3 protein-coding genes are annotated in these 3,689 nt (G+C 67.2%); 1 reads left to right on the top strand and 2 read right to left on the bottom strand.

Going from position 1 to position 3,689, the window contains the following annotated elements; genetic code table 11:
* Positions 1–104: 104 nt before the first annotated feature.
* Positions 105–1,529, top strand: coding sequence for a short-chain fatty acyl-CoA regulator family protein (locus ACWELQ_RS40850; protein WP_452402354.1), 1,425 nt, complete (start codon positions 105–107; stop codon positions 1,527–1,529).
* Positions 1,530–1,555: 26 nt separating this feature from the next.
* Here the strand turns inward: ACWELQ_RS40850 and ACWELQ_RS40845 are convergent, their stop codons facing one another.
* Positions 1,556–2,557: a methylenetetrahydrofolate reductase gene (locus tag ACWELQ_RS40845; RefSeq protein WP_452402353.1), complete on the bottom strand. Its 1,002-nt coding sequence runs from the start codon at positions 2,555–2,557 to the stop codon at positions 1,556–1,558.
* A 72-nt stretch (positions 2,558–2,629) separates the two neighbouring features.
* The coding region (metE, locus tag ACWELQ_RS40840; RefSeq protein WP_452402352.1) for a 5-methyltetrahydropteroyltriglutamate--homocysteine S-methyltransferase at positions 2,630–3,689 on the bottom strand (1,060 nt) is incomplete at its 5' end.

Raw genomic sequence — 3,689 nt, 5'->3', positions numbered from 1 at the left:
ACAGCACGTGGCACACCTGAAATCCCCCGCAAATGCCTAATTTTGCGGAAGGGAAGCTGTGAAACTGTGAAAGTTGTGAAAGCTCGTCTTGCTAGATTGCTCTCATGCAGAAGATGTACGCGGGGGCACGGTTGCGTTCACTGCGTGAACAGCGCGGGCTCTCCCAGTCGGCGTTGGCCAAGGCGCTGGAGCTTTCCGTCAGCTACATCAATCAGCTCGAACACGATCAGCGCCCGATGACATTGCCGGTGCTGCTGCGCCTCAACGCCCGCTTCGATCTGGACATGGCCTTCTTCGCCGCCGACACCGACGCGCGACTGATCGCCGACCTCCAGGATGTCTTCGCCGAGGACCCCGACGGCGCCGCTATCACCAGCGCCGAGATGGACGACCTCATCGCCCGCGTCCCGGCCGCCGCGCGCCTGCTGGTCGGCCTGCATCGACGGTTGCGCGGCGCGACCGAGCAGATGGAGCGGGTCTCCGCCGGAATCGACGGTGTCGCCATCGATTCCGCCACCGTCATGCCGTATGAGGATGTGCGCGACTACTTTTACGATCGCCGCAACCACATCCCCGCGCTCGATCTCGCGGCCGAGGAACTGTTCGCGCGCAACGACTTGACCCTGGGCGGGCTGGACCTGCAACTGACCCGGCTGCTGCGGGACCGATTCGACATCACGGTGGTGATCCGCACCGATGATCCGGCACAGCCTGGACCCAAGCGCCGCTACGACCCGGAATCGCGGGTGCTCACCATCGCGCGCCGACTCTCCCCGGGTCAGCGGGCCTTCCAAATGGCGACCCAACTGGCTTTTCTCACCCAGGCCGAGCCCATCGCCGACCTGATCGGTGAGGCCGAGACCATGCCCGAGCAGTCCCGTGGCCTGCTGCGGATCGGGCTGGCCAACTATTTCGCCGGTGCGCTGATCCTGCCCTACACCGAATTCTGGAGTTCCGCCGAAACTCTGCGCTACGACATCGAATTGTTGGCCGCGAAGTTCGAGGTCGGCTTCGAGACCGTCTGCCATCGCCTGTCGACGTTGCAGCGCCCGGGCAAGCGCGGGGTGCCGTTCTTCTTCGTGCGCACCGACCGCGCCGGGAATATTTCGAAACGCCAGTCCGCCACCGCGTTCCACTTCTCCCGGGTGGGCGGCAGCTGCCCGCTGTGGGTGGTTCACGAGGCGTTCTCCACCCCAGGCAGCATCCGCACCCAGATCGCGCGAATGCCCGACGGCCGCAACTATCTGTGGCTGGCCCGGACGACGGATGAGAAGACGCCCGGATTCCTCTCCCCCAAACGCGATTTCGCCATCGGCCTGGGCTGCGACCTGGCCTACGCCGACAAGCTCGTCTACTCCCACGGGCTGCCCATCGAGGACCCGCGCACCGCCGTCCCGATCGGCGCGGGCTGCAAGGTCTGCGAGCGCACCGACTGCGCTCAGCGCGCCTTTCCCCAGCTCGGTCGCCCGATTCGCGTGGACGACAACAGCTCCCAGCACATCCCTTACGTCCCCACCACCCCCGCTTGAAGATCGAAGGCGCGCTCGCCTGAGGGTCAGGCGATCATCGGGGCGGCGGTGACTTCATAGCCCAGGTTGGTCAGCACCTCGGTGGTCGCCTTGGCGAAGTTGAGGGTGATGAAGTGCAGGCACGGCGCGCCCTCGTCGATGAGCCGCTGCGCCATCTCGGTGGCGATCTCGATTCCGGCCGCCCGCACCGCGGCACGGTTCTCCTCCGGCCCGTCGCCCGCCGCCTGCTGGAGACGGCTCAACACCGTCGCGGGCAGTGCGCGACCCGACAGCTCGACCGCGCGCCGCACCGAGCGCAGCGAGGTGATCGGCATGAGCTCGGGAATGATCGGTTTCGCGCCCTCGATCGGATCGTGCGCGGCGACCCGATCGCGCAGGCGCAGATAGTGTTCCGGGTCGAAGAACATCTGAGTGATCGAATAGTCCGCTCCGGCACGCAGTTTCGCGACCAGGAACGCGGTATCGGACGCCAGGTCCGGGGAACGGTGATGCCCCTGCGGGAACGACGCCACCCCGACCTTGAAATCGCCGAGATCGCGCACGATCCGCACCAGTTCCTCGGCGTACTCGACGCCTTCAGGGTGCCTGCGCCACTCCCCGAGCGGATCACCCGGCGGATCCCCGCGCAGCACCAGCATGTTGCGGATTCCGCAGTCGGCGTAGGAGCCGACCAGCGCCCGCAGCTCGGCGAGGCTGTGCCCCACGGCCGTCAGGTGCGCGACCGGCAGCAGGGTGGTCTGCTGCGCCAACTGGCCGGTGATGCGTGCGGTGCGGTCCTTGGTGGAACCACCCGCGCCGTAGGTCATGGACACGAAAGCCGGGTGCATGCGCTCGAATTCGCGCACGGCGCGCCACAGGCGGGCCTCGCCCAGCGCGTCCCGGGGCGGATTGAACTCCACCGAGAACGGCACGCGCACGCCGGAATGCGCCCGCAGGCTCTGAACGACGGACCGGCTGCCGGAAGATGTCGGCGAACGGCGTGCGGACCATGCCGTCCTCGCCTGTTCCGCCGTGGGTAGGTAATACATTCTCGCCTCGTGTTCGGTAGTGAGAGCCGCGACCGGCCGGGGTGCCCGCCGAACGGGCACCCCGGCGCGATATCAGCGCAGCGACTTGGCCGCCGCGACCAGGTTGCGCAGCGAGGCGGTCACCTCGTCGGTGCGTCGGGTCTTCAGACCGCAGTCGGGGTTGACCCAGAGCCGTTCGGCCGGAACGGCTTTCAGCGCTCGTTCGAGCGACTTCTCGATCTCCTCGGCACCGGGCACACGCGGCGAGTGGATGTCGTAGACGCCCGGACCCACCCCGAGATCGAAGCCCGCGGCGTTCAGATCGTCGAGCACCTCCATGTGCGAGCGGGCAGCCTCGATGGAGGTGACATCGGCATCCAAACCCGCGATCGCCCCGATCACCTCACCGAACTCCGAATAGCACAGGTGCGTGTGGATCTGGGTGGCGTCGGCGACCCCGGAGGTGGACAGCCGGAACGCGTCGACCGCCCACTCCAAGTACTCGGCCTGATCGGCCTTGCGCAGCGGGAGCAACTCTCGCAGCGCGGGCTCGTCCACCTGAATGATGCCGACACCGGCGGCCTCCAGATCGACCGTCTCGTCCCGGATGGCCAGCGCGATCTGGCGAGCCGTATCGGCCAGCGGCTGGTCGTCACGGATGAACGACCAGGCCAGGATGGTGACCGGACCGGTGAGCATGCCCTTGACCGGCTTGTCGGTCAGCGACTGCGCGTAGGTGATCCAGTCCACGGTCATCACCGCCGGGCGTACGACATCGCCGTAGACGATCGGCGGGCGCACGCAGCGGGTGCCGTAGGACTGCACCCAGCCGTTGACCGTGGCCGCGAAACCGTCGAGTTGCTCGGCGAAGTACTGCACCATGTCGTTGCGCTCCGGCTCGCCGTGCACCAGCACATCGAGGCCGATCTCCTCTTGCAGCGCAATGACTTCGGCGATCTCGGCCCGCATGCGGGCGTCGTACTCGACCTGGTCGATCTCGCCGCGACGCAGCTCGGCCCGCGCCACCCGGATCCGGCTGGTCTGCGGGTAGGAGCCGATCGTGGTGGTCGGCAGCACCGGCAGGTTCAACCGCTCCTGTTGCATCACCATCTTGATGGTGGGCGCGGGTGTCGCGCCGCTGATCCACAGGTCG

It is taken from the genome of Nocardia sp. NPDC004722 (assembly GCF_053601505.1).
This window is presented reverse-complemented; position numbering and strand designations above follow the sequence as displayed.